This window comes from Pseudomonas sp. LD120 (genome assembly GCF_009861525.1).
GTDB lineage: Bacteria > Pseudomonadota > Gammaproteobacteria > Pseudomonadales > Pseudomonadaceae > Aquipseudomonas.
In genome coordinates this window covers 239,010-264,184 of record NZ_WVHL01000003.1, presented here as the reverse complement: position 1 = coordinate 264,184, position 25,175 = coordinate 239,010, and the positions used below count along the sequence as shown (strand labels likewise).

22 protein-coding genes and 1 pseudogene are annotated in these 25,175 nt (G+C 62.3%); 11 read left to right on the top strand and 12 right to left on the bottom strand.

Annotated features, from left to right (window positions below):
- Nucleotides 1-939, bottom strand: a complete 939-nt coding sequence (locus tag PLD_RS07400; RefSeq protein WP_159891295.1) for an iron-sulfur-binding ferredoxin reductase — start codon at nt 937-939, stop codon at nt 1-3.
- Nucleotides 932-2,038, bottom strand: a complete 1,107-nt coding sequence (locus PLD_RS07395; RefSeq protein WP_159891293.1) for a diguanylate cyclase — start codon at nt 2,036-2,038, stop codon at nt 932-934. The genes PLD_RS07400 and PLD_RS07395 overlap by 8 nt, the downstream gene beginning before the upstream one ends.
- 337 nt (nt 2,039-2,375) lie before the next feature.
- Here PLD_RS07395 and PLD_RS07390 point away from each other — a divergent pair, with 337 nt between their 5' ends.
- The 4 genes from PLD_RS07390 to PLD_RS07375 all read left to right on the top strand — a co-directional run bounded on the left by PLD_RS07390 (nt 2,376) and on the right by PLD_RS07375 (nt 8,751).
- A complete protein-coding gene (locus PLD_RS07390) occupies nt 2,376-3,899 on the top strand; it encodes a fumarate hydratase (RefSeq protein WP_159891291.1) in 1,524 nt (507 codons plus the stop codon).
- Nucleotides 3,900-4,053: 154 nt separating this feature from the next.
- A complete protein-coding gene (locus PLD_RS07385; RefSeq protein WP_159891289.1) occupies nt 4,054-5,820 on the top strand; it encodes an ATP-binding protein in 1,767 nt (588 codons plus the stop codon).
- Nucleotides 5,814-7,148, top strand: a complete 1,335-nt coding sequence (locus tag PLD_RS07380) for a sigma-54 dependent transcriptional regulator (protein WP_159891287.1) — start codon at nt 5,814-5,816, stop codon at nt 7,146-7,148. The genes PLD_RS07385 and PLD_RS07380 overlap by 7 nt, the downstream gene beginning before the upstream one ends.
- 280 nt (nt 7,149-7,428) lie before the next feature.
- Nucleotides 7,429-8,751 (top strand): MFS transporter, encoded by a 1,323-nt coding sequence (locus PLD_RS07375; RefSeq protein ID WP_159891285.1) that lies wholly within the window; start codon nt 7,429-7,431, stop codon nt 8,749-8,751.
- 47 nt (nt 8,752-8,798) lie between these two features.
- Here PLD_RS07375 and PLD_RS07370 read toward each other — a convergent pair whose 3' ends face one another.
- Nucleotides 8,799-9,554, bottom strand: coding sequence for a hypothetical protein (locus tag PLD_RS07370; protein ID WP_159891283.1), 756 nt, complete (start codon nt 9,552-9,554; stop codon nt 8,799-8,801).
- Between the two features lie 376 nt (nt 9,555-9,930).
- Between PLD_RS07370 and PLD_RS07365 the strand changes: the two genes are divergently transcribed.
- Together PLD_RS07365 and PLD_RS07360 are read left to right on the top strand one after the other, a co-directional pair.
- Complete coding sequence (locus tag PLD_RS07365) at nt 9,931-10,500, top strand: heme utilization protein (protein WP_159891281.1); 570 nt, start codon at nt 9,931-9,933, stop codon at nt 10,498-10,500.
- A gap of 163 nt (nt 10,501-10,663) precedes the next feature.
- Nucleotides 10,664-11,292: pseudogene (locus PLD_RS07360) on the top strand (flavin reductase family protein).
- 8 nt (nt 11,293-11,300) lie between these two features.
- Here the strand turns inward: PLD_RS07360 and PLD_RS07355 are convergent.
- Both PLD_RS07355 and PLD_RS07350 read right to left on the bottom strand, forming a co-directional pair.
- Nucleotides 11,301-11,573 carry a hypothetical protein gene (locus PLD_RS07355; protein WP_159891277.1) on the bottom strand — a complete coding sequence of 91 codons (273 nt, stop codon included), beginning with the start codon at nt 11,571-11,573 and terminating at the stop codon, nt 11,301-11,303.
- Nucleotides 11,574-11,582: 9 nt separating this feature from the next.
- The gene (locus PLD_RS07350; protein ID WP_159891275.1) at nt 11,583-11,948 is read right to left on the bottom strand and encodes a putative quinol monooxygenase; all 366 of its coding nucleotides are present in this window, start codon (nt 11,946-11,948) and stop codon (nt 11,583-11,585) included.
- Between the two features lie 332 nt (nt 11,949-12,280).
- Between PLD_RS07350 and PLD_RS07345 the strand changes: the two genes are divergently transcribed.
- Nucleotides 12,281-13,210, top strand: a complete 930-nt coding sequence (locus PLD_RS07345) for an AraC family transcriptional regulator (protein WP_159891273.1) — start codon at nt 12,281-12,283, stop codon at nt 13,208-13,210.
- Between the two features lie 9 nt (nt 13,211-13,219).
- On the opposite strand, the gene PLD_RS07340 is transcribed toward PLD_RS07345, so the two are convergent.
- Together PLD_RS07340 and PLD_RS07335 are read right to left on the bottom strand one after the other, a co-directional pair.
- Entirely contained in the window at nt 13,220-14,668 is a 1,449-nt protein-coding gene (locus PLD_RS07340; RefSeq protein ID WP_159891271.1) for an aldehyde dehydrogenase family protein, read from the bottom strand.
- Nucleotides 14,665-16,302 carry a 5-guanidino-2-oxopentanoate decarboxylase gene (locus PLD_RS07335; RefSeq protein WP_159891269.1) on the bottom strand — a complete coding sequence of 546 codons (1,638 nt, stop codon included), beginning with the start codon at nt 16,300-16,302 and terminating at the stop codon, nt 14,665-14,667. Before PLD_RS07335 ends, PLD_RS07340 begins: the two co-directional genes overlap by 4 nt.
- A gap of 159 nt (nt 16,303-16,461) precedes the next feature.
- On the opposite strand from PLD_RS07335, the gene PLD_RS07330 reads away from it, so the two are divergent.
- Nucleotides 16,462-17,343, top strand: coding sequence for a LysR substrate-binding domain-containing protein (locus PLD_RS07330; RefSeq protein WP_159891267.1), 882 nt, complete (start codon nt 16,462-16,464; stop codon nt 17,341-17,343).
- 53 nt (nt 17,344-17,396) lie between these two features.
- On the opposite strand, the gene PLD_RS07325 is transcribed toward PLD_RS07330, so the two are convergent.
- Both PLD_RS07325 and PLD_RS07320 read right to left on the bottom strand, forming a co-directional pair.
- Nucleotides 17,397-18,011, bottom strand: a complete 615-nt coding sequence (locus tag PLD_RS07325; RefSeq protein ID WP_159891265.1) for an NAD(P)-dependent oxidoreductase — start codon at nt 18,009-18,011, stop codon at nt 17,397-17,399.
- 264 nt (nt 18,012-18,275) lie between these two features.
- Complete coding sequence (locus PLD_RS07320) at nt 18,276-19,160, bottom strand: MBL fold metallo-hydrolase (RefSeq protein WP_159891263.1); 885 nt, start codon at nt 19,158-19,160, stop codon at nt 18,276-18,278.
- 114 nt (nt 19,161-19,274) lie between these two features.
- Here PLD_RS07320 and PLD_RS07315 point away from each other — a divergent pair, with 114 nt between their 5' ends.
- On the top strand, nt 19,275-20,180 hold the full coding sequence (locus PLD_RS07315) for a LysR family transcriptional regulator (RefSeq protein WP_159891261.1): 906 nt from the start codon (nt 19,275-19,277) through the stop codon (nt 20,178-20,180).
- Nucleotides 20,181-20,332: 152 nt separating this feature from the next.
- A complete protein-coding gene (locus PLD_RS30415) occupies nt 20,333-20,509 on the top strand; it encodes a hypothetical protein (RefSeq protein ID WP_178116134.1) in 177 nt (58 codons plus the stop codon).
- Here the strand turns inward: PLD_RS30415 and PLD_RS07310 are convergent.
- Nucleotides 20,502-21,416 (bottom strand): helix-turn-helix domain-containing protein, encoded by a 915-nt coding sequence (locus PLD_RS07310; protein WP_159891259.1) that lies wholly within the window; start codon nt 21,414-21,416, stop codon nt 20,502-20,504. The two genes, PLD_RS30415 and PLD_RS07310, sit on opposite strands and share 8 nt — an antisense overlap.
- 366 nt (nt 21,417-21,782) lie before the next feature.
- On the opposite strand from PLD_RS07310, the gene PLD_RS07305 reads away from it, so the two are divergent.
- On the top strand, nt 21,783-23,297 hold the full coding sequence (locus tag PLD_RS07305) for an MDR family MFS transporter (protein WP_159891257.1): 1,515 nt from the start codon (nt 21,783-21,785) through the stop codon (nt 23,295-23,297).
- A gap of 24 nt (nt 23,298-23,321) precedes the next feature.
- Here PLD_RS07305 and PLD_RS07300 read toward each other — a convergent pair whose 3' ends face one another.
- Nucleotides 23,322-24,167, bottom strand: coding sequence for a cache domain-containing protein (locus tag PLD_RS07300; protein WP_159891255.1), 846 nt, complete (start codon nt 24,165-24,167; stop codon nt 23,322-23,324).
- 87 nt (nt 24,168-24,254) lie between these two features.
- Nucleotides 24,255-25,100: an ATPase gene (locus PLD_RS07295; protein WP_159891253.1), complete on the bottom strand. Its 846-nt coding sequence runs from the start codon at nt 25,098-25,100 to the stop codon at nt 24,255-24,257.
- Nucleotides 25,101-25,175: the final 75 nt, after the last annotated feature.

Sequence of the window (25,175 nt, the reverse complement as noted above, 5' to 3'; positions counted from 1 at the left end):
TCAACCACGAGGCAGGAACACATCGGCCAGCAGTTGATTGCGCGGCAGCCCCGCCAGATACAGACGCCGGGCAAAGGCCTCGACACTGTCGGGGTGCCCGCAGAGTAAGGCCTGGGTTTGCCGGGAAACAAGCCGCAGTTGCGCCAACGCCGCCGCCAGCTGCGCCCCCTGCCACAGCTCGACGGACAACTGAGGACGGTTCGCCGCCAGGGCTGCCAAGGGTTTGGCCAGGTAATGCTCGGTGGCGTCATGGGCCAGGTGAATGATGCGGATAGGGCCTTGGTGATCCTGACGCAGGGCCTCGCGCAGTACGCCAAACAACGGCGCCAAGCCGGTCCCAGACGCCAGCAGCCAGAGCGGTCGCTGCTGCCAGTCCGGATCGTAGTGCAAGGCGCCGCCGCGCAACTCACCCAGGCGAATCGGATCGCCCAGTTGCAACTGGCGTGCGGTGTCGCTGAATTGTCCCGGATGCCGGCAGTCCAGATGAAACTCCAGGAAGCGGTCCTCTTCCGGCAGGCTGGCCAGGGAATACGGCCGGGCGATCTGGCTGGTGGTCCACAGCACCAGGTGCTGGCCGGCGCGATAACGCAATGGCCGCTCAGGTTGCAGACGCAAGCGCAGGACTGTGGGCGATAGCCAGTCGAACCCGACCACCTGGGCCGGCAGGCCATCGCGCAGCGGATCGAACGTCTCGACCTGCAGGTCCTCCACCACCTGGCACTGGCAGGCCAGGCGCCAGCCTCGGCGGCGCTGTTCATCGCTCAGGGCATCCGGCCGACTGTCGTTGGGCAGGCCCTGGACGCAATGCACCAGGCAAGCATGACAACTGCCGGCGCGACAACTGTAGGGCACCGCCACACCGGCCTGATTCAAGGCATCCAGCAGGTTGCTTGCAGGGGCCACCGACCAGCGCCGGCCGCCCACGGTCAATTCAGGCATCGAGGTTTTCCCAGGCGGCGGAACAACGATTGCGGCCGTCGCGCTTGGCCCGGTACAGCGCCTGATCGGCGCGTTGCAGGGCATTGTCCAGATCATCGCCGGCCTGCAGTAGGGTCATCCCTGCCGACAGGCTCAGGTCACGCACATTCAGGCCCACCAGTTGCACTTCCATGAAGGCCTGGCGCAGGCGCTCGCAACAGGAGGTCAGGCGCTCGGCATCACACTCGGGCAGTAGCACCACAAACTCCTCACCGCCGTAGCGGGCCAGTACATCACCGTCCCGCAGGCAGGCCGTGGCCACCGCGGCGAACGCCTGCAGCACCTGATCGCCTGCCGCATGGCCGTGAAGATCGTTGATGCGCTTGAAATGATCCAGGTCGATCAGCGCCAGCCCATGCATCTGCTCCTGGTCCATGGCCTGCAACTCACGGCTGGCGATACGCAGGAAGTGCCGGCGATTGAACAGCCCGGTCAACTCATCGGTAGCCACCAGATCCTCCAGTTGCCGCATCATCCCCCGCAGGGTGTCCTGATGGGCCTGCAAGGCAAAACGCCGCTGCCGCATGCGCGAGCGCGAGGCTTGCACATAGGCCGCGTATAGGCACATCCACGCCAGCATCACCAGCAGCACACAAACTTGCAGCGCCGCCAACTGGGGATCGTCGAGGGCAAAGCGATACCCGTCCCACAGGTTGACCCCGGCAAAACAGAAGAAGATCAGCGCCGCGCAACGCAGGTAGGCCCGGCGGGATAAATGAAACAGGCCGAACAGCAGCGGCAGAATGTAGAACACCAGGAAAGCCCCCCGGGCCTGATCCAGGTGGGCGATCAGCCAAGTTTGCCAGGCAATGCCCAGGACCACTTGGACTTCAGTCAGGCTGGGATCGGCAAAGCGCAGGTTGCGCCCGCTGGTGAACACCCAGCACAGCAGGCCCTGAGTGGCCAACACCAACCCCGAGGCTAACAGCGCGCTGCTGGTGGAGGCGCGATAGTGCCCCGCGAGAACCGCCAGCCAGAACAGCAGCAGGATCAGTCCGTAAGTGCCCGCAGCAATGGTGAAGCGCTTGAATAACAAGCTCTGGATGGCTTTATGGGTCAATCGTTGACTCACCGTGAGAAAGGAGGCTTAAGGAGTTTCCTACCCTGCAGGCCAGTTGCAACTTTAGTGCTGCGCCCGGCAAATGACTATCCAAATTTTAAGCCGTGTTCTGCGGTTTTACCGCTGATTCACGCAAGAACAGTGCCCATCCGATAGGCGACTTTCGTTTGCCAGGCTGGCGGGTGTGCCGGGCCCCCAGGCGCGGTATACTGCCGCGCCTTTTTAGCCTCGCGCCAGTTGTCTGTCCGGCGTGCCTTAGAAGGTGCCTGCAACCGACCGATACACCCTGCTGCAGCCACCTTATTAAATGTTCCCGTCTTTTAGAGGAGCGCGACTCATGACCGTGATCAAGCAAGACGACCTGATTCAGAGCGTTGCCGACGCCCTGCAGTTCATTTCCTACTACCACCCCGTGGACTTCATCCAGGCGATGCACGAGGCCTACCTGCGCGAGGAATCGCCAGCCGCTCGTGACTCCATGGCACAGATCCTGATCAACTCGCGCATGTGCGCCACCGGCCACCGGCCGATCTGCCAGGACACCGGGATCGTTACCGTGTTCGTGCGCGTGGGCATGGATGTGCGCTGGGACGGCGCCACCATGAGCCTGGACGACATGATCAACGAAGGTGTGCGTCGCGCCTACAACCTGCCGGAAAACGTCCTGCGCGCCTCCATCCTGGCCGACCCGGCAGGCGCACGGAAAAACACCAAGGACAACACCCCGGCGGTGATCCACTACTCCATCGTTCCCGGTAACACCGTGGAAGTGGACGTGGCGGCCAAGGGCGGCGGCTCCGAGAACAAATCGAAGATGGCCATGCTCAACCCGTCCGACTCCATCGTCGACTGGGTACTCAAGACCGTACCGACCATGGGTGCCGGCTGGTGCCCACCGGGCATGCTGGGCATCGGCATCGGCGGCACCGCCGAGAAAGCCGCAGTGATGGCCAAGGAAGTGTTGATGGAGTCCATCGACATCCACGAGCTCAAGGCTCGCGGCCCGCAGAACCGCATCGAGGAAATGCGCCTGGAGCTGTTCGAGAAGGTCAACCAACTGGGCATCGGCGCCCAGGGCCTGGGTGGCCTGACCACCGTGCTCGACGTGAAGATCATGGACTACCCGACCCACGCCGCCTCCCTGCCGGTGTGCATGATCCCCAACTGCGCCGCCACCCGCCACGCGCACTTCGTACTCGACGGCTCCGGCCCGGCTGAACTGGAAGCGCCGCCCCTGGATGCCTACCCGGAAATCGTCTGGGAAGCCGGTCCGTCGGCGCGTCGGGTCAACCTCGACACCCTGACCCCGGAAGACGTGCAAAGCTGGAAGCCGGGCGAGACCGTGCTGCTCAACGGCAAGATGCTCACCGGCCGCGACGCGGCGCACAAGCGCATGGTGGAGATGCTGAACAAAGGTGAAACCCTGCCGGTGGACCTCAAGGGACGCTTCATCTACTACGTGGGCCCGGTTGATCCGGTGGGCGACGAAGTGGTGGGCCCGGCCGGTCCGACCACCGCCACGCGGATGGACAAGTTCACCCGGCAGATCCTCGAGCAGACCGGCCTGCTGGGCATGATCGGCAAGTCCGAGCGTGGCCCGACCGCCATCGACGCGATCAAGGACAACAAGGCCGTGTACCTGATGGCCGTCGGCGGCGCCGCCTACCTGGTGGCCCAGGCGATCAAGAAGTCCAAGGTCCTGGCCTTCGCCGAACTGGGCATGGAGGCGATCTACGAGTTCGAGGTCAAGGACATGCCAGTGACTGTCGCCGTCGACAGCAAGGGCGAGTCGGTCCACATCACAGGTCCCGCCATCTGGCAGAAAAAGATCAGTGACAGCCTGGCGGTAGAAGTGCAGTAAGCCCTTCACCCGTTTGGCCAAAGCGGCGGCGCTGTTGCGACAACAGCCCGCCGCTTTTTTTGTGCCGCCACCTGGCATGGGACTGTCGACGATCAACGCGGCGTCCGGCGCTCATGCTATCGTTCCCGCCCCCTTTTTCAGCCTGCCCTGACTCATGGCCCAGATCTCACGCCCCCTCCGCCTGACGTTCTACATCCTGGTGATTCTCGCTGGCACCGTTATCAGCGCCGGTTTAGCCATGCGCCATGCCGAACGGCAGACGCTGGTGGAAGATGCCGCCCGAGCCAATGAACAGCTAGGGCTGTATGCCAACTCCCTGCACACCTTGATCGAACGCTATCGCGCCCTGCCGGCCGTGCTGGCCCTGGACCCGGAACTGCGCGCGGCGCTGCAAGGACCGGTGACCGCGCCGACCCAGGATGCACTGAACCGCAAGCTGGAAAAAATCAACGGCGCCGCCCGTTCCTCGACCCTGGAATTGCTCAACCATGAAGGCCTGGCGGTGGCCGCCAGCAACTGGCAGTTGCCCAGCAGCTACGTGGGCCACAACTACGGTTTCCGCCCCTACTTCAAGCAGACCCGCAGCCAGGGCAGCGGACGCTTCTACGCGGTGGGCGTGACCAGCGGGATTCCCGGGTATTTCCTGTCCAGCGCGGTCAAGGACGACAACGATGACTTCCTCGGGGCCATGGTGGTCAAGCTGGAGTTCCCTGAACTGGAACATGAATGGAGCCAGGGCAGCGACACCCTGCTGGTGAGCGACGCCCGGGGCATCATTTTCATCGCCAACCAAACCGGATGGCGCTACCGGCTGTTGCAGCCACTGTCCGCAAACGACCTGGCGGAAATCAAACTGACCCGCCAATACGACAAGCAACCGCTGACGCCGCTGCAACACTCGACGCTGCAAACCTTTGACAACAACAGCCGCCTGACCCGGGTCGACGGCCCCGAAGGCATCGCCAATTACCTCTGGGAATCCCTGCCGCTGAGCGCCGAAGGCTGGACCCTGCACTTGCTGCGCAAACCGGCGAGTGCCTTTGAAGAAAGCCGCAATGCCGGCCTCGCCGCTGCCGGTACCTGGCTGACCCTGGTGTTTCTGTTGCTGTTTCTCAGCCAGCGCTGGCGCCTGGGGAAAATACGCCAGCGCAATCGCGAGGAATTGGAACAACTGGTACAGGAGCGCACCCGAGACCTGCGCACCGCCCAGGAAGGCCTCGTGCAATCGGCCAAGCTCGCTGCGCTGGGGCAGATGTCCGCTGCCCTGGTTCATGAAATCAACCAACCCCTGACCACCCAGCGCATGCAGTTGGCGACCCTGCGCCTGCTACTGGATCACGGGCGAGTGGATGAAGCCTACAAAGCCCTGCGCCCGCTGGACGATATGCTGACCCGCATGACGGCCCTCACCAGCCATCTCAAGACCTTCGCTCGCAAAAGCCCCAGCGGCCTGCGCGAACGCCTGGATCTGGCCGCGGTGGTGGATCAGTCATTGCATTTGCTGGAGGCTCGGCTGCGCGCCGAGGAGGTCGACGTACACCTGCACTTGACCCGTCCGGCCTGGGTGCGCGGCGATGCCATCCGCCTGGAGCAAGTGCTGATCAACCTGCTGCGCAATGCCCTCGACGCCATGCAAGACAAGGCTTGCAAACGCCTGGAGATCCACCTCGAAGCCGAAGAGCAACTCTGGCAATTGCGGGTCATCGACAACGGCGGCGGGATCGCCGAGGAACACCTGTTGAGCGTGTTCGACCCGTTCTTCACCACCAAGCCGGTGGGCGATGGCCTGGGGCTGGGGTTGGCGGTGTCCTACGCCATCGTCCATGAACTGGGGGGACGCTTGAGCGCCGCCAACCAGGATCAGGGCGCGGTGTTCACCCTCAGCCTGCCCATCGATCTGGAGGCGCACATCCAATGCTGAACTCGGTAATCGTGGTGGATGACGAGGCCAGCATCCGTACCGCCGTCGAACAGTGGCTGAGCCTGTCGGGGTTCGAGGTCCAGCTGTTCAGCCGCGCCGAGGATTGCCTGGCGCAACTGCCGAAGAACTTCCCCGGGGTGATCCTCAGCGATGTGCGCATGCCCGGTATCAGCGGCCTGGAGCTGCTGGCCCAGGTCCAGCGCCTGGACCCCGACCTGCCGATCATCCTGCTGACCGGTCACGGTGACGTGCCCATGGCGGTCGAGGCCATGCGCGACGGTGCCTATGACTTCCTGGAAAAACCCTTCAGCCCCGACACCCTGCTCAGCAGCCTGCGCCGGGCCCTGGACAAACGCCGCCTGGTCCTGGAGAACCGTCGCCTGCACCAGCAGGCTGACAGCCGGGCCAAGCTCGACACCACCCTGCTCGGCATGTCCCGGGCCCTGCAGACCCTGCGCCGCCAGGTACTGGATCTGGCCGCCTTGCCCGTGAATGTGCTGATCCGAGGTGAAACCGGCAGCGGCAAGGAATTGATCGCCCGCTGCCTGCATGATTTTGGTCCCAGGGCCGCCAAGCCCTTCGTGGCCTTGAACTGCGCAGCGATCCCCGAACAACTGTTCGAGGCCGAGTTGTTCGGCCATGAAAGCGGCGCCTTCACCGGCGCCCAGGGCAAGCGCATCGGCAAGCTGGAGTACGCCCATGGCGGCACGCTGTTTCTCGACGAGATCGAAAGCATGCCCCTGGCCCAGCAGGTCAAGCTGCTGCGGGTGCTGCAGGAGCAGAAACTGGAACGCCTGGGTGCCAACCAGAGCATCAAGGTCGACCTGCGGGTGATCGCCGCCACCAAGCCCGACCTGCTGGAGGAGGCCCGGGCCGGACGCTTTCGCGAAGACCTGGCCTATCGCCTGACCGTCGCCGAACTGCGCCTGCCGCCACTGCGTGAGCGCCGCGAGGATATTCCACAGCTCTACGAACACTTCGCCCGGGCCGCCGCCGAGCGCCTGGGGCGCAACGTCGCGCCCTTGAGTGGCCCGCAGTTGAGCCGCCTGCTCAGCCATGACTGGCCGGGCAACGTGCGCGAACTGGCCAACGTCGCCGAGCGTCAGGTGCTGGGCCTCGGAGAGCCGGAGGCCGAAGTCCTCGAAGCTGGCCAATCCCTGGCCGCGCAGCAAGAGGCCTTCGAAGCCCAGTGCCTGCGCGCTGCCCTGACTCGCCACAAGGGCGAGATCAAGGCCGTGCTCAACGAACTGCAACTGCCTCGCCGGACCCTGAATGAAAAAATGCAGCGTCACGGCCTGACCCGGGAAATGTTCCTCAAGGACAACTGAAGCAACAACAGCAGCAGAAGCGACAAGCGGCAAGCCAAACGCCAAACGCCAAACGCCAAACGCCAAGCTTGCGGCTTGCGGCTTGCGGCTTAAAGCTTGCCACTGCCCCCATCTGGCAGATTTCCGCTCATGAGATCGCTGCCAATCGGCGGATTTCCGCTCATCATTTTCGCCAAACCCTTGTATTCCGGGCTTCCCGGCCCTGGCACAGGTCCTGCTATAGCCCCAGCAGGCTGCGCTTGCGCGCGCTCCACAAAAACAATGAATAGAAGGGTCCGTCATGGATATCTCTAATACCCTGCCTGCCGGGTCGGCGGCTGCGCCCGCCCAAGAAAAAACCACCGCTGGCCGCTTGAAATCAATCTTCAGTGGCTCTGTGGGCAACATGGTCGAATGGTACGACTGGTACGTCTACGCCGCGTTCTCGCTGTACTTCGCCAAAGTCTTCTTTCCCAAGGGCGACACCACCGCACAATTGCTGAACACCGCCGCGATCTTCGCCGTGGGCTTCCTGATGCGTCCGATCGGTGGTTGGCTGATGGGGCTGTATGCGGACCGCAAAGGCCGTAAAGCCGCGCTGATGGCGTCGGTGCTGCTGATGTGCTTCGGCTCGCTGATCATCGCCCTGACCCCGGGTTACGAAACCATCGGCGTCGGTGCACCGGTCCTGTTGGTGCTGGCGCGCCTGATGCAGGGCCTATCGGTGGGCGGCGAATACGGCACCTCGGCCACTTACCTCAGTGAGATGGCAACCAAGGAGCGTCGCGGCTTCTTCTCCAGCTTCCAGTACGTGACCCTGATCTCCGGCCAGCTCATCGCCCTGGCGGTGCTGATCGTGCTGCAGAACGTGCTGACCACCGAAGAACTACAGTCCTGGGGCTGGCGGATTCCGTTCGGCATCGGCGCCCTGTGTGCGGTCGTGGCCCTGTACCTGCGTCGCGGCATGGAAGAAACCGAGTCCTTCACCAAGAAGAAAGAGAAGCCCAAAGAAAGCCTGATGCGCACCCTGATGCGTCATCCCAAGGAACTGATGACCGTGGTCGGCCTGACCATGGGCGGCACCCTGGCCTTCTACACCTACACCACCTACATGCAGAAATACCTGGTGAACACTGTCGGCATGAGCATCTCCGACTCCACCACCATTTCTGCCGCGACCCTGTTCCTGTTCATGTGCCTGCAACCGGTGATCGGCGCGCTGTCGGACAAGATTGGACGCCGGCCGATCCTGATAGCCTTCGGCATTCTCGGCACCTTGTTCACCGTGCCGATCCTCACCACCTTGCACAGCGTTCAGTCGTGGTGGGGGGCGTTCTTTTTGATCATGGCGGCGCTGATCATCGTCAGTGGCTACACCTCGATCAACGCCGTGGTCAAAGCCGAGCTGTTCCCGACGGAAATTCGCGCGCTGGGCGTGGGCCTACCGTACGCCCTGACCGTGTCGATCTTCGGCGGCACCGCCGAATACATCGCCTTGTGGTTCAAGAGCATCGGCATGGAAACCGGCTACTACTGGTACGTCACCGCCTGTATTGCCTGTTCGCTGCTGGTCTACGTGACCATGAAAGACACCCGCAAGCACTCGCGGATCGAGACTGAGTGAAAAAAAACGCCCGGGCGCAAGGCCCGGGCGTGCGTTGCTATCCAGGGTCAGGACAGTTCTGCCGCGCTCTGGCGCGAATAACGGTTCTGCACCCAGGAGGCGCCGACGATCAACACCAGCAGAATACCCGCCAAGACCGCCGACGAGCCGACGGTGCCGAAGTCCAATCCGCCCTGTTGGTGAGACTTGGTGAGGAAATCACCCAGGGTCGCCCCGAACGGCCGGGTCAGCACGAACGCGACCCAGAACAACAGCACCGACGAGAGTCGGGTGAAGTATTTGAGCAGGACCACTGCCGCGATGGTCGAGCCAATCAACAACGCCCCGCCGGCAAACCCCAACCCTGAGTCGTCCGCCAGGTAATCACCCAATGCGGTGCCCAGGGTGTTGGAAAACAAGATCGCCAGCCAATAGAACAGTTCGCCACGAAGGCTGCGGATCTGATTGACGTTGAGTGAGTCGCCGCTTAAACGCCAAGCCGCGAAGATCACCAACAAGATCCCGATCAGGATCAGCGAACCACTGGCATAGCCCAAGCCCAACGTGCGATCCATGAAATCCGACATCGTGGTGCCAGCGGTGCTGGTGGCGAGGATGACCACCCAATACAACAGCGGGTTGTAGGTTCTCGAAAACAGCTGGGTCACCAGCGTCAGCAAAAACACGCTGATGAGAATCATCGAGCTGATGGCATACCCCACGTTCAGGGTCATCGACAGCAAATCACCCGCGGTTTCACCGAGGGTCGTCGCACATATTTTCATCACCCAGAAGGCCAGGGTGATCTGAGGAAGTTTGTTCATTAGCAAGGAAGCTCCAAGGGTCACATTCAAGATCGCCTGTCTTGGGTTGCAGGCTTGCGCGAAGGCTGAACGCCGCGGAGTGAAAAATAGGTAAGGCTTGAATGAAAAAACCGTTGGAGTGTTTCGCGACCCAACAACGGGTCAATTAATGAACAATTAATGCCCGGCATTCAACCTGCGACTGAATCCAGGTTGAGACTGGATCCGTATACACAGTGAGGCTTGAACGCGGCAACTGACCGTGCATGGCGACCCCTTACACATCGATAAAAACGATATTAACAAGCATATATTTGCGCTTTTTAATCAATTTATCGGGAGTAAGATTCATCCCATGCACAACGCGCACACCTCAACGAACTCCGGAGTCACCCTCATGAAAAGCACACTGATCCTCGCCCTGACCCTCTCGGTACTGGCTGCCAACACCTTCGCCGCTGATGGCTACGACCGCACCGGTTCCGCCACCCTCGCCGCCGATGGCTACGACCGCACCGGTTCCGCCACCCTCGCCGCCGATGGCTACGACCGCACCGGTTCCGCCACCCTCGCCGCCGATGGCTACGACCGCACCGGTTCCGCCACCCTCGCCGCCGATGGCTACGACCGCACCGGCTCCGCCACCCTCGCCGCCGATGGCTACGACCGCACCGGTTCCGCCACCCTCGCCGCCGATGGCTACGACCGCACCGGTTCCGCCACCCTCGCCGCCGATGGCTACGACCGCACCGGTTCCGCCACCCTCGCCGCCGATGGCTACGACCGCACCGGTTCCGCCACCCTCGCCGCCGATGGCTACGACCGCACCGGTTCCGCCACCCTCGCCGCCGATGGCTACGACCGCACCGGCTCCGCCACCCTCGCCGCCGATGGCTACGACCGCACCGGCTCCGCCACCCTCGCCGCCGATGGCTACGACCGCACCGGTTCCGCCTACATCGGTTGATCAATCCCACTGACTTCACAGCCCGGCTTAGGCCGGGCTTAGTTTTTCCAGTCTGGACACCTCCTGCGCCCCTTGCTCATCCCGTTAGCGCCACGCTGGAATTGGACGAATGCACACTGCACTATGGCGCCCTTCACTCGTACCCAAGCAGGAACCTTGCGCTATGCCCGACGATATCCATTTTACCAACCCGCCCTGGGCCACGGCCTGCCCCACGACCCATTCAACGCCATCGTCGGCCCGCGCCCTATCGGCTGGATCTCTTCCCAGGATGAACAAGGTCACCTGAATCTTGCGCCCTACAGCTTCTTCAACGCCTTCAACTACATTCCGCCGATCATTGGTTTTTCCAGCGTCGGACGCAAAGACAGCCTGAACAATATCGAAAAGACCGGTGAGTTCGCCTGGAACCTGGCCACCCGCCCCCTGGCCGAACAGATGAATCAGAGCTGCGCCGCCGTACCCGCCGAGGTCGATGAGTTTCAGTTGGCCGGGCTGACAACGGTGGCTTCAAAAGTCATCAGCGTGCCCCGGGTCGCCGAGAGCCCGGTGTCCTTCGAGTGCAAGGTGACGCAGATCATTCAACTGCAGCGGGCGGACAAGGAGCTTGTGCCGAGCTGGCTGATCCTCGGCGAAGTGGTGGCGGTGCATATCGCCAAATGGCTGCTCAAGGACGGGGTCTACGACACCGCCGCGGCAGAACCCATTCTGCGCGGCGGTGGACCGGCGGATTACTTCCAGTTGGGGCCAGAGGCCCTGTTCAAGATGCACCGCCCGGGGGCGCTCAAGTAGCGTTCAGATCACTGGGCACTCCAGCTCAGTTGACCGTCTTGATCGACATCGACCAGCTGTTCGAGTTGCTGCGCGGCCGCCTGGTCGGCGTCATGGGCGGTCTTGAACGTCTGTCCATCCAGGACTTTGTGAAAACGCGGAGCCCCCGAGGCACCCAGGGCCTTGACGGCGATGGCGGCGCTGTATCCCCCTTCCCCCGGAACCACAGCGGAAACTGCTTCGTAGTGTGCAAACTCTTTGCGTGCCATGTTGCTGATCCTGGCCAATGAAAAGTCGGCCATTCTAAACCCTCAACTGGCCAGCCGCTGCAGCGGTGCACATTGTGGTTGCGAGTATTCGCCATGGGCCTCAAGTGCTGAAACCGTGCTGAAGGTGTGGAAATCCAGGCTGTTGACCACCAGGTCCTGGACCAGCTCGGCGAAGATCGCCATGGCCGGCGAACTGAAGTAAGCCGTCATGGTGTGCTGACTGCTCCAAAAGCCCGACACCAACCACAGATCGGCATCGCATTGCGAATGCTGCAAGGCAAAATGCAAACAGCCGGTGGCTTGGCGCGACGGTTCGATCAGGCTGCTCAAGCGCGCTCCCAACTCCGTGGAGCGCCCGCTGCGGGCACGAACAAAAGCCATGTGGCTGACGGGACTCTGCGTGAACATGTACAACCCTCCCAGGGTGTTGACGAGGCAGCCATGGAACGGGCTGCGACAGGGTCAACGATACGGACGGGACGGCCTACGGCGTTAGTCGATTTCTGCTGCGGATTTGCCCAATCCTGCGATAAGGCATGGCAGCGGCCGATGATTTCGCGGCCAGCCAACAAAAGCGCTACAGCGACGTTTCAAGCAAGCGAGTCGCCCTGCCATCAGTGCCTGTTGTCTATCGCGCGTACAAGCAGCAGGATCAGGCAAGTTTTACGCAGGAATCGCCTAGCTCGACCTCTTGCACAAACTTATGCTGTGCCGATTGATCCCCCCCGGAGGCTGCCCCCATGTCATCACTGCCGAACCTGCAGGCGCCCCTCGCCCCGGAGATGGAAAGACAACGTGTGGAGCTGGCCGCGATCATCGATCGCCACACCGTCGAGGACGGCAGCTACGCCACGGCCATCGACTCGCTGCTGGTTTCGCGCCACAGCAGCTCCCATCATTTCGCCCCGGTACTGGCCCAACCGGCGCTGTGCATCATGGCCCAAGGTCGCAAGGAAGTGCACCTAGCCGATGAAACCTACAATTACGACCCGTTGAATTACCTGGTGGTATCGGTGGCCGTGCCCTTGAGTGGCAAGGTGGCGATAGTCTCGCCAGAGGAACCGATCCTGGCCTTGCGCCTGGACATCGACCCGGGCGAGATCAACGCGCTGATTGCCGATGCCGGTCCCCTGGGCGTTCCCACCCGTCCCACCGGGCGCGGCCTGTATGTCGAGCGCCTGGATCCGGCCATGCTGGATGCGGTGCTGCGCCTGACCCGGTTGCTGGACACTCCCAAAGACATCGCCATGCTGGCGCCATTGGTGCGTCGGGAGATTCTCTATCGCCTGCTGCGCAGCCCTCAGGGCCACCGCCTGTATGAGATTGCCACCACCAACAGCCAGAGCCACAGGGTCAACCAAGCGATCAAGTGGCTCAACAGCCACTTTGAACAGTCCTTGCGCATCGATGATCTGGCTCGGGAAGTGAACCTCAGCGTGTCGACCCTGCACCACCGCTTCAAGGCGATGACCGCCATGAGTCCGTTGCAGTACCAGAAGCAACTGCGCTTGCAGGAAGCCCGTCGGCTGATGCTGGCCGAAGGCCTGGAAGCCTCGGCGGCCGGCTACCGGGTGGGCTATGAAAGCCCATCGCAGTTCAGCCGCGAATACAGCCGGCTGTTCGGCGCGCCGCCCTTGCGGGACATGGCGCGCCTGCGGCTTGGCGGATAAGGCCCGCGACTATCGGGCGCGGATCACGTGCTTGATTTCCTGGAATGCGTGCAGCCCCCAGGGGCCCAGTTCACGACCGATACTGCTCTGTTTATAACCACCCCAGGCGGTCTGGGGAAAGATCACCTGAGGCGCGTTGATCCACACCAGGCCCGCCTGTAGGGCATTGGCCACGCGCTCGGCGTGCTCGACATCAGCGCTCACGACGCTGGCCACCAGCCCGAACTCGCTGTCATTGGCCAAGGCAATGGCCTCCTGCTCGCTGCTGAAACGACGCACGCAAAGCACCGGACCAAAAATTTCTTCGCACCACAGGGCACTGTCCAACGGCACCTCGGTGAACACCGTGGGCTGGATGAAATACCCCTGCGCCAACCCGGCCGGCCGCGCGCCACCGCACAGCAGCTTGGCGCCGATATGCAGACCACGATCGATATGCGCCTGCACCCGCTGATATTGCGCCTTGCTCACCAGCGCGCCCATTTCCACCTCGGGGTCCAACGGCTCGGCCACGCGAATAGCTTCGGCCCGGGCCTTGAGCCGCAGGAGGAACTCATCGGCCAGTTCATCGGCCACCAAAACCCGACTGGTGGCAGAGCACATCTGCCCGGCGTTGAAAAACCCGCCGCCGCAGGCCAGTTCCACCGCCCGATCCAGATCTGCGTCTGCCAGCACCAACAAGGACGACTTGCCCCCCAGTTCCAGGCTTACGCCCTTGACCGTTTCCGCCGCCCGTTGCATGACTTGAACGCCCACCGCGTTGCTGCCGGTGAAGGAAATCTTCGCCACCCGTGGGTCCGCCGCCAACGGTGCGCCGACCGCCAGCCCGGTGCCACAGACCAGGTTGAACACCCCCTGAGGCAATCCGCTTTGGGCAATGATCGCCGCCAGTTCCAGCTCCGGCAGAGGCGTCACCTCAGACGGCTTGAGCACCACGCTACAACCTGCCGCCAAGGCAGGGGCGAGTTTCCAGGCAGTGGTGACCATGGGAAAGTTCCACGGCACGATCAGCCCGACGATGCCACAAGGCTCACGCCGCAGGCGGGCGCTGAACGCCTCACTGGGCAAGGGCACATTCGCATTCTGGGCGGCGTCCAGGCCCTCGGCGAGCCCGGCGTAATACTCGAAGGTGGCGATCACATCGTCCACATCCATGGCAGCCTCGAACAGCGGCTTACCGTTGTTGCTCGACTGCAAGTGCATCAGTCGCTGACGACGCTCGGCCACCCCAGAAGCGATCTTGCGCAGCACCGCGGCACGTTCGGCAGCGCTGCTGAGCGACCACCGCGCAAGCCCCGCCGTGGCGGCGTGCAGCGCTTGATCCACGGCCTCGGGACCTCCAGCGGCCACCTGTGCCAAAGGCGCCTCGGTGGCGGGATTGATCACCTGTAGACGTTCACTGCCCGCCGACCACCGACCGTCGATGTACAGCCCGTCCAGCAATGTTGGCGTGCTCATGCCGGTACTCCCAGGGTCCAGCGTTGCTGATCAATCTCAATCAGTGTCGGCCCCTGGCGATCGACGGCCCTGCGCAGTGCCGCTTGCAGTTGCTCGACCTCATCGATGCGTTCGGCGGCGCAGCCCAGGCCCTTGGCCACAGCAATGAAATCGGGGGTGTAGATATCGACCCCCACCGGTTCAATGGCGCGATTGACCATGTATTTCTTGATCTCTTCATAGCCCTGGTTATTCCACAGCAGGACGATGACCGGGATCCGCGCCTCCACGGCACTGGCCAGCTCCGACAGGGTGAACTGCAAGCCGCCATCGCCGATCAGGCAAGCCACCGGCCGACGCTGACTGGGTTGCACCGCGCCGCCGAGCCAGGCTCCGATGGCGGCAGGCAGGGCATAACCCAAGGTGCCGTAGCCGGTGGAGGCATTGAACCAACGGCGTGGTTGCTCGGGATTGAAGGTCAGATTGCCGCTGTACACCGGTTGGGTCGAGTCCCCCACCAGAACGATCTCCGGCAACGCCTGGACCACCCTGTTCAGGAACAGGGTTTGGGCCCGGGTCGGTGCGTCCCAGAGGCCCTCCAGCTCAGCGCGCAAGGCAGCGGCTCGAGACGCTCCCCAATCACTGCGGCGCGGTGCCAATGCGAGCCGGGACAGTTCGCTCAGCAAGGCTTGGGCGGCGATCTGCGCATCCGCCACCAGGGCCACGTTCGGCGCATAGTTACGCACCGTCTGATCGACGTCGATGTCGATCCGCAGCAAGGTGCCGGGGATCTCGAAGCCACCGGCAAAGGTCACGTCATAGTCGGTCTCCGCCAATTCAGTGCCAATGGCCAGCACCACATCGGCCTCGGCCACCAGGGCTCGGGTCGCCACCAGCGACTGGGTGGAACCGATCAACAACGGGTGGGCCGAGGGCAGCATGCCCTTGGCATTGATAGTCAGGGCCACCGGCGCCTGCAACAGCTCCGCCAACCGGGTCAGGGATAGCGCTGCGTCGATGGCGCCGCCGCCGGCGAGAATCAGTGGCCGCTCGGCCTCCGCCAGCCATTGGCTCATCTGTGCTACAGCCGCCGGCGCAGCGCCGGCCCGAGTGACATTCACTGGCTCACAGGTCAGCAGGTGATCGGCTGGCTGCACCAGCACGTCGAGGGGGATTTCGATGTGCACCGGCCGTGGACGACCGGCCTGGAACAAGGCAAAGGCCCGGGCCAGCACCGCGGGCAGCTCGTCAGCGGACATCAGGGTATGAGAGAACGCCGCCACGCCACTGACCAACGCGCTCTGGTTCGGCAACTCATGGAGTTTGCCGCGCCCGCCGCCCAGTTGACTGCGGGTCTGTACGCTGGAAATCACCAGCATGGGAATCGAGTCGGCATAAGCCTGGCCCATGGCGGTAGTAATGTTGGTCATGCCGGGGCCGGTGATGATGAAACACACACCCGGCTTGCCACTGGTGCGAGCGTAGCCGTCGGCCATGAAGCCGGCACCCTGCTCATGGCGCGGAGTGACATGGTTGATGGGCGAGCGGGCCAGACCGCGATACAACTCGACAGTGTGCACCCCGGGAATGCCGAACACCTGATCGACCCCATAACCTTCAAGTAACTTGACCAGTACTTCGCCGCACGTCGCCATCACAATCGCCCTTCTTATTGGTTGAACACCATACGTCTGACGCCAGGCTTGTAAACGCCATCAGACGCAAGAGGGGGCTATTGGAACGGCGGCCCGGTAGCCGCAACAATGGATAAAAAGTCATACTAGCCATGTCCTTACGTCATGCCTTGGCTGCCCATGAAACGCCTTCCTCCCTTGCCCGCGCTGCACACATTTCTGATCACTGCCCAATGCTGCAATTTCACCCGCGCCGCCGAGCAGTTGCACATCACCCAAGGCGCCGTGAGCCGACAGATTGCCGGCCTGGAAAGCCATCTGGGTTATCCATTGTTTCAGCGTCAAGCCCGGGGTCTGAGCCTCACCGCCGAAGGCCTGGAATGGCTGCCGCGCGTGCAGCAGGTGTTCGAATTGATCCATGGCGCGGTGGATGAGATCGGCGTGCAGAACCGCAACCTGCGCCTCAAGGCGCCAACCTGTGTGATGCGCTGGCTACTGCCCCGGCTGTTGCAATGGCAGAAGGAGCGCCCGGATGTGCCAGTGCAGTTGACCACCACCATTCAGCACGGCGTGGACTTCAGTCGCGAACCCTTCGACGCCGCGGTCATGTATGGCGCCCCGCCGACACCGACCCTGGGCTCGCGGCACTTGTTCAACGAACAACTGACGCCCGTCTGCTCTCGCCCGCTGCTGGAAAGTTCAGTACCCCTCACGACCCCGGCGGACCTGCAACAGCACCTGCTGCTGCATCCCTCCCATGATCAGCGGGACTGGCAAACCTGGCTGAAAGCCGCAGGCACGCCGCTCAATACCTTGGGCAAGGGTCAGCACTTCGAAACATTGGACCTGGCAATGTCCGTGGCGTCCCAGGGAACGGGCGTGGCGATTGGCGATTGGGCGTTGATTGGCGATGACCTGAGCGCCGGGCGGCTGGTCATGCCGTTTGAACTGAAGGTCGCCACGGGACAGGCGTATTACCTGGTCTACCCGGAGCGTCCGGGGCCTTCGGCGTCCTTGCAGCAATTGCTCGACTGGCTGGTGGAGCAGGCTCAGCGGCGCTGAATGCACCGAGTATGACGTAGCCACCGCCGCAAGCGGCAGTGGCTAAGGCGTGATCAGTATCCGACCGTGAAACGCTGGCGGCGGTGAGCCGGGTTTTCCAGTTCGTCGATCAGGGCAATGGCGTAATCGGCGAAGGTAATCCAGCTACGCCCTTCGGCGCTGACCAGCAGCTCGTCCTGGCCCAGGCGGAAATGCCCGGTGCGCTCACCCTCGACAAACTCCGCCGATGGCGAAAGGAACGTCCAGTCCAGATCCTGTTCCTGGCGCAAGGCGTCGAGGTACTGGCTTCCGGCGCTGGCTTCGGCCTTGTACTCCTCGGGAAAACCGGGGCTGTCGATGACTTGGGTGCCGCCCGGCAACAGCAGTGAACCGGCGCCGCCGACCATCAGCAGGCGTCCGACACCGGCTTTTTTCAGCGGCTCGATGATGGCGTTGTAGGGGATGCTGGAAAAGTGCGCGGCACTGATCACCGCGTCATGACCGACCACCGCCGCTTGCAGCGCGGCACGGTCGGCCACATCCACATCACGCTTGAGTACGCCAGCGCGCTGGCCGAGCTTTGCGGTATTACGGGCGATGGCGGTGACGCTATGACCGCGACGCAGGGCCTCTTCCAGCAGTTGGCTACCGGCGCGGCCAGTGGCACCAATGATTGCGATCTTGCTCATGACATGTCTCCAGTTGGCTGAGCGCTGTACGAAAACTGCCCGCGCTTCGATCATGCTGCGTACTGCACGCCTTCAGCGCTACCTAGAAACAGGCTCGGGCGCGAGTCCGACCGGAAGGCTCAGGTAGGGCTCTACAATCGAACACGCCCCTGGCCGGTGCTCGCCTATTTTTACCTTGCCTGATCTTTGTTCGGCGAGTTTTCGTACAGGCCCTGAAAGAGTACAGGGGCATCCGCTCCCGAAAGGGAGCGGGTCAAACCGGTTTCACCACTTCATTTCGCCCTTGGCGACCTTGGCGCTCAGCTCCAGGGAACTGTCTTCGCCCAGGTCCGGGTAACGCTTCTTCATGGCCGCGATCAGCTCGGCGGAATCCTTGGCCTTGGCGGTCTCCTCGTCGAAGGCCTTGATGTAGTCCGCCGTAAAGCGCACCGGGGCCAGGGAACGCGCGCTGTCACCGAGGAAGTGCCCCGGAATCACGGTCTTGGGCTGCAGGCCCTCGATGGTTTTAAGGGTGCTCAGCCAGTCCTGATGAGACTGCGCAGTCTGGGTGTCGGCCATCCATACGTGGATATTTTCCGCAACCACCACGCCACCGGCCACGGCCTTGATCGACGGAATCCAGACAAAGCTGCGGTCCGGCTGCTTGCCGTCCAGGCCGATGATTTCGAGCGTTTGCCCTTCCAGGGTCAGGCTGTGACCCTTGAGCACGCTGGGCACGATGGTTTTGGCAGGCACGTCAGCACCCATTTTCGGGCCCCAGAACGCCAGCTTGCCATCCACCGTGGCCTTGATGTGATCCACCGTTGGCTGCGAGGCCACGACCTTGGCGTCGGGGAAGGCGGCGGTCAGGGTGTCGAGGCCGAAGTAGTAGTCCGGGTCACCGTGGCTGATGTAGATGGTGGTCAGGTGCTTGCCGCTGGCGCGAATCTTGTCTACCAGTTGCTGGGCCTGGGACTTGCCGAACTGGGCGTCCAGCAAAATCGCGTCCTGCTTGCCGCTGACCAATACCGAGGTCACCGGGAAGATAGCGTTGGCCCCCGGGTTGTAGACATCCAGGTTCAGGGTGGGCTCGGCGGCTGCGGCATGGGCGGCAAAGCCCAGGGTAGCGGTGGCTAGCAACAGGCGTTTGAGTGAGGTCAATCCGATCATGAAAGCAGCTCCAGCAGGTGTTGACTTGGTTGGGAATGGACAAAGCTTAGTTGCCTGACTCGTTACAAAAAATGCGATGCTTGAACATAGTTTGTTTCTGAAAGCGGGCAAATCATGGATCGTCTCCAAGCAATGCGGGTCTTCGTCAGCGTCGTCGACCTGGGCAGTCAATCGGCCGCCGCCGACCACCTGGACCTATCGCGGCCGGTGGTTTCACGCTATCTGGCGGAGCTGGAAAACTGGGTCGGCGCCCGGCTGATGCACCGCACCACGCGCAAGCTCAGCCTGACCACCGCTGGCGCCGAGATCCTGCCGCGCTGCCGGCAGATGCTGGAGCTGTCCAATGACATGCAGGCAGCGGTCGGCGAACCTGATGATGTACCGCGCGGGCTGCTGCGTATCAGCGTCAGCACCTCGTTCGGCCAGGCGCAACTGGCAGATGCCATGGCTGACTACGTCAAACGGCATCCCGGGGTCAGTATTGATCTGCAAATGCTCGATCGCACGGTGAATCTGGTGGACGAACGCATCGACTTGGCGATCCGCACCAGCAACGACCTGGACCCGAACCTGATCGCCCGGCGCCTGACGGTGTGCCGGTCGGTGATCTGTGCGTCACCGGCCTATTTGCGAGAACACCCGGTCCCCCAACGGGTAGAAGACTTGAGCCGGCACAACTGCCTGACCCACTCTTACTTCGGCAAGAGCCTGTGGCATTTCGAGCAGGACGGCGAACCCGTGTCGGTGCCGGTACAGGGCAACATCAGCGCCAACGAGGCCAGCACCCTGTTGCGCACTACCATGGCCGGCGCCGGCATCGCCATGCTGCCCAGCTATCAGGCAGGGAAATACATCAAGCGTGGAGACCTGGTGCGCCTGCTGGCCCATGCCGAACCACGCACGATGAACATGTATGCGGTCTATGCCTCGCGCAAACACATGCCGACGGCCTTGCGCAGCATGCTCGATTTCCTGGTCCTGAGATTTCCCCAGGAACCGCTCTGGGACGAAGGTTTATAGGGCGTCGCGCAGCGCTGGTCGGGCAACTCGACCCCACTGCTGAATACCTTGCCAACCAGGCCACGCGCGGGTCTGGCAAGCCCCCACTACTGACCTATGCTGATAGCAGTACCCCCTTAAAACAAAGGGGTATCGGTTAAGAGGTCGTTACCATGAACGTCAAAACAAGACGCTACCTGGCCATCTTCATGACCTGCACCATCACCTTGGCGCTGTACGGCACTGCCGCTTATCGCGTTGAACAAGCCCGCATGCAACCGCGTAACTACGCCAGTTGCAGCTTGGAACACTGCATTCCCCACAACGCCACGTTGAATGCCCTCAGGTAAATGATGATGTTTCGGGATCGCTGGTTTGATCGGCCTTCAAGCGGTCCCGAAACACTTTGGGCGAGATCCCTTCCCGACGCCGGAACAGCCGGGTGAAGTTGGTCGGGTCGGAAAAGCCCAGGTCCTCGGAAATCTCATAAATGGTCATCCCGGTGTAAGTCAGCAGGCGCTTGGCTTCCAGTAACTGGCGATCGTGGATGATCTGCAGCGCCGGTTGTCCCGCCAGTTCGCGGCAAGTGCCATTGAGGTGCGACACAGAAATGCCCAGCTTGTGAGCCAGGGCCTCCACCTTCACATGTTCGCGATAGTGGGTTTCCACCAACTGGATAAAACCGTTGAAATACTCCCGGGCCCGCTGCGGACGCTGATGAGCACTGCTGCGCCGCAATGCCTGACGTACCAACCAGACCACGATCATGCTCACCTGCGCATGCATGAGCATTTCCCGGGACGGTTGCTGCCCCTGGTATTCATGCTGCAAGGCCGCGAACAGGGTGTTCAGGTAATCCTCGTCAGTGCCGGCCGGATAGCTGGCGGACTGCTCCAGGATGTTCTCCGAATACCCTGACTGGCCTTGCAGATGGCTGACCAGCGGCGCCGCCAGGGTCAGCACATAACCTTCAATGTCTTCGGAGAAACGAAACACGTGCGCCGACAACGGCGGTAGAACCTGGACCGCCGATTGCGCCAGCAAGGTCCGCTGGCCTTCCACCTGCAACTGCACCTGCCCCCGGCGTACAAACAGCAACTGGCACAGGTCGGCCTGTCGATGGGGCTTGATGTCCCCATGATGCTCGCGACTGCGCTGGCTGATGGGCTCGCAATGCAACAGGTCGGGAGTGGGCCACTCAAGACTCTCGTCATAGCGTTTGAACAGGGGAATGGCAGTCGGGGCAGGCTTGTTCATCACTGCAGTCCAGGCCTCAGCGGGGCGGGTGCTCATCGCACCGACAGGAAGGGATGAGCGGATACCCGCCGGATTGTGTCGCTCAATGGATAGGGTCACCCAGGAAGCATGCAAGCAGCGACAAGATAAATGAACCTCCATCCTGTCGCTTCCAGGAACATAACGCACTATACAGAATGCTTCCCATTTCGCATTCAAAGAAACATGCAGAGCCATTTACTGGCGCAATGCACTGACCGGCAAAAGCCTGGAAAATCCACAGACCACTTCCTTGCAAGGCTATCTAGTAGGCACCTATCTAGTACACTGGCGCCCATTCCAGCCGGCCTTGTCCTGGCGAATCAATCACTGCACGCAGGTTCTTTCGTGTCCCACCTCCAGCAACCTGACCCGCCCAAACCGGCAATTCGCAGCGTGCTGATCGCCCTGATGCTGGCGATCTTTCTCGGCGCCCTGGACCAGACCATCGTCGCTGTCTCCATGCCGGCCATTTCCGCCCAGTTCGAGGATGTCGGCCTGCTGGCCTGGGTGATCTCCGGCTACATGGTGGCCATGACCGTTGCCGTGCCCATCTACGGCAAGCTCGGCGATCTCTACGGCCGCCGCCGCTTGATGCTGTTCGGCATGGGGGTGTTCACCCTGGCCTCGCTGTTCTGCGGCCTGGCTCAGAACATGGAACAACTGGTGCTGGCGCGGATTGTCCAGGGCATCGGTGCCGGCGGCATGATTTCAGTGAGCCAGGCGATCATCGGTGACATCGTCCCGCCCCGGGAACGCGGCCGTTACCAAGGCTACTTCAGCAGCATGTACGCGGTGGCCAGCGTCGCTGGCCCGGTACTGGGCGGCTACATGACCGAATTCTTGTCCTGGCGCTGGATGTTCCTGATCAATCTGCCCCTGGGCCTGGGCGCTTGGTGGGTGGCCCATCGCACCTTGCTGGGGCTGCCAGTGCCGCAGCGCAAGCCGATCATCGACTACCTGGGCACCGTCCTGCTGATCACGGGCCTAAGCGCCCTGTTGCTGGGCATCACCCAGGTAGGCCAGGGTCATTCCTGGCGCAGCGCCGAAGTGTTCGACCTGCTGGCCATCGCCCTGGTCGTCCTGACGACCTTTGTCTGGCATGAGCGTCGGGCTCGCGAGCCGCTGCTGCCAATGCACCTGTTCACCAACCGCAACGCCCTGCTGTGCTGGTGCACGATCTTCTTCACCAGTTTCCAGGCGATCTCGCTGATCGTCTTGATGCCCCTGCGCTTTCAAAGCATTACCGGCGCCGGAGCCGACAGCGCCGCCCTGCACTTGCTGCCGCTGGCCATGGGCTTGCCCATGGGCGCGTACTGCGCCGGACGCCTGACGTCGGTCACCGGACGCTACAAGCCGATGATCCTCGGCGGAGCGTTACTGATGCCGTTCTCGATCCTTGGCATGGCCTTGGCGCCCCCCCAGGCGGAACTGCTCAATAGCCTGTTCATGCTGCTCTGCGGGATCGCCAGCGGAATGCAGTTTCCCACTTCGCTGGTGGGCACCCAGAACGCGGTGGCGCAACGGGACATTGGCGTCGCCACCAGCACCACCAACCTGTTTCGCGCCCTAGGCGGCGCCGTCGGCGTAGCGCTGATGTCGGCACTGTTGCTGGCCTTGCTGCAAGGCTCCAGCCTGGCGCATTTGAGCGGATCAACGCTCAGCGAAGGGCACTCTGGCAACGCCCTGCTGGAAGGTCTGAATGCCGCCCCTGGAGCGGCGCGAGAGGCACTGCGGGGCGAGTTACTGCAGACCTTCCAGCATCTGCTGCTGATCAGCGCCGGCGTTTCCCTGCTGGGGCTGGCGGCCGCAATCGCCATGCCCGACAGGTTGCTACGCGGTCGTGAAGATAAGGCGCGTTGATCGCGCCGCTGGCTTGATGTCGCGTCAGGGACTGTAATACCCCACCGCCACCAGCAAGTGCCCGACCTTGCGCAGATAGGCGTGCTTGTCCTCAATCTTGCCGGTCACCGGATTCTTCCAGCGGTATTCATACTCCCCCTGATTCTCTCGGGCCATGAGCGCCAGCATCGGTTCCCCCACCGGTTTGCCCTGGGGGTCCTTGATCTTGCCGAAGTCGGTATTGAGCAGACGCAGATTGGTGCCGTGGGCCAGGTAACGCCGGCTGTCCAGATCCACCACGAATACATACAGGTCATCCTGAAGAAAACCGCCCTTTAGATCATTGATGGCCTTGAGCGTGCCTGCTTGATCCTTGTTCAAGGCCGTGGCCGCCCGATCCAGCAAGGCCTTGGCCTGTTCCGCCGAGGCGCGGGGCAGGTAGTACCCGACGGCCAGGATGCGTTCGCCGATGCGCTGGAAATACACGTGTTTGCGTTCGATCTTGCCATCCGCCCAGTTCTGCCAACGGTATTCGGCTTGCTGGATGCCATCGGCCTCGGGAACCTTCAGCGCGTCCTTGAACGCCTTGCGAACATCCGGCCCCAGTACCTCGGAGACATCACGGCCGATCAACGCCGAAGAAGGACCGCCACTGGCCAGCATCACCCCTCGGGTGTCCACCACGAACACATAACGGTCATGGTCGACAAACTCGCCCTGGCGACTGAACGCGGCAAACGCCTTGTCGCCCCGGTCGTGGTAATAGCGCAAGGCCTTTTCCAGCAGCGCCCGAGCCGCTACGCCATCATCCACCACCGGTGCCGCCTGGAGCGTGCTGACACACAACAACAGCAGCCAGCCCAGCCAGGTTTTTTTATGCAACAGCCTCATCGTCCGCTCCTTGTTCTTGTTGGCGTTTGAAGAGCGTAGACGGCCGTGGAGCAGATACGAGCTAAACGGTGCTCAGTGCTGCGCAGATTACCGCTTGGGTGACGCAATAATCTGTTCCTGCAAATTCCGGATCTGGCTCTGCAGGGTGTTGATGTTGCGGGTGACCTGACCACGAAACACATCGAACTCGGCGGTGCTGGCCGCGCTCTGCACAGGCGCCGGACGACTGTCCAACTGACTCTTGAGCACGATCATCTCTTGCTCCAGGCGCTCGATGGCGGCGCTCGGATTGCCCTGTTTCTTCAGCACCGCCAGTTCGCTGCCCAAGCTCTTGAGCTGGGCATCGACCTTGCCGTCATCGGCCTGTGCGTTTTTCAGGCTGGCCAACTCGCCACTCAAGGCCTTCACCTGAGCCTGCAACTGGGTGTTGGCCGTCTGCTGCTCGGCGGTCTGTGCAGCCATCTGCGCCAAGCGCTTGTCCAGGTCCGTAGCCTGCCCCACGACACCCTGCTGCTGTCGGCGCTGGTCCTGCACCTGGTTCTCCAACTGCTTGATCTGCAGCTTCAGCGCTTCGCTGTCGGTGGTGACATAGGTCTGGCTGGCCACCACTTTGCCGGAGATGTCCTGCAGACGGCCAGCGGCCTCCTCGCTGATCCTGGCGAAGCTTTCCTGGGTCGCCACCAACTGCTGCTCCATCAGCGAAATCTGCTGAAAGCTCCACCACGCAAGACCCATGAAGGCAAAGAACAGAGCACCGACCAACGCCCACAACGGCCCGGTACTGGGGCCTTTGACCTTGACCAACGGGGCACTACGTGAATGCACCGTGGTGCGCTCACGAGCACCGCTGGTAAGGGGGAAAACATCGTCATCGAGGGGGTCGGCGCGCAGACTTGGAACATCATCGAAGTCATCGTGTGCATCGTTACGCATGGGGAAACCTTTCTCAAACGCGGTAATAGCTGAGTGCGGCGAGTATAAACCGCCAATTCGCCCGGCCAATGGACC